Genomic DNA, 676 nt, shown 5'->3' with positions numbered 1-676 from the left:
GCAAGTCGTCCAGCGGCCAGAAGCGCCATTCGGTGCAGCACTCGGGTTCGCGTACGACAGGTTCGCCCTCCCAGCGGGAAGGAGCGAAGAACAGCCCGATGCGTGGGATCGTGCTCCCGGGGTCGAGCAGGTCCAGGACGTGGACGAGCGACAAGTCGCCCTCCGGGATAAGGAGTCCGGTCTCCTCCTCCGCCTCCCGGACCATACAGGTGACGGCGGCTTCCATATCTTCGCGGTGGCCGGCGGGAAGGTGCCAGGTCGACGGGGCGAAGGCGCTGTTCGGGTGGCGCTTGCCCAAGGGGACGGCCCCGTCGCGGATAAGCACGAGGTGGGCGCCGACGATGCTGCGGCTGCGGTGGTCGCGAGGCTCGCGGACTTCCACCAGAGGAAGTGCCGCGTCATGGCGCCCACCGAGCTGGTCCGCATTGTGGTGGGCGTGCAGGGCCGCCGTGCCAGGAATGATCGGCCAGTCGATCGCGACGCGGGTGTGCTTCTTGACGAACACGTGCGCACCGTCGGCCGTGGACGCGGGATCACCGTCGGCCAGGGGGTGGACAGTGATGCGCGGGCAGAGGGCGGCTCGGTGGTTGCGCTGCCAGTGCAGGACCTGTTCGGCCATCTCCTGTGCAGCCAGGTGGCCGTGGGGCCCGTAGCCGTGAACGACGAACTCGTACCG

Annotated in this window: 1 protein-coding gene; it reads right to left on the bottom strand. The window is 68.9% G+C overall.

Annotated features, from left to right (window positions below):
* On the bottom strand, positions 1-505 hold a 505-nt coding region (locus CCN37_RS38660), incomplete at its 3' end, for an NUDIX domain-containing protein (protein WP_210408443.1).
* Between the last annotated feature and the right edge of the window lie 171 nt (positions 506-676).

It is taken from the genome of Allokutzneria sp. NRRL B-24872, assembly GCF_002155965.1.
Lineage (GTDB): Bacteria > Actinomycetota > Actinomycetes > Mycobacteriales > Pseudonocardiaceae > Allokutzneria.
The sequence above is the reverse complement of the archived record's forward strand: the minus strand, read 5'-3'. Positions and strand labels throughout refer to the sequence as shown.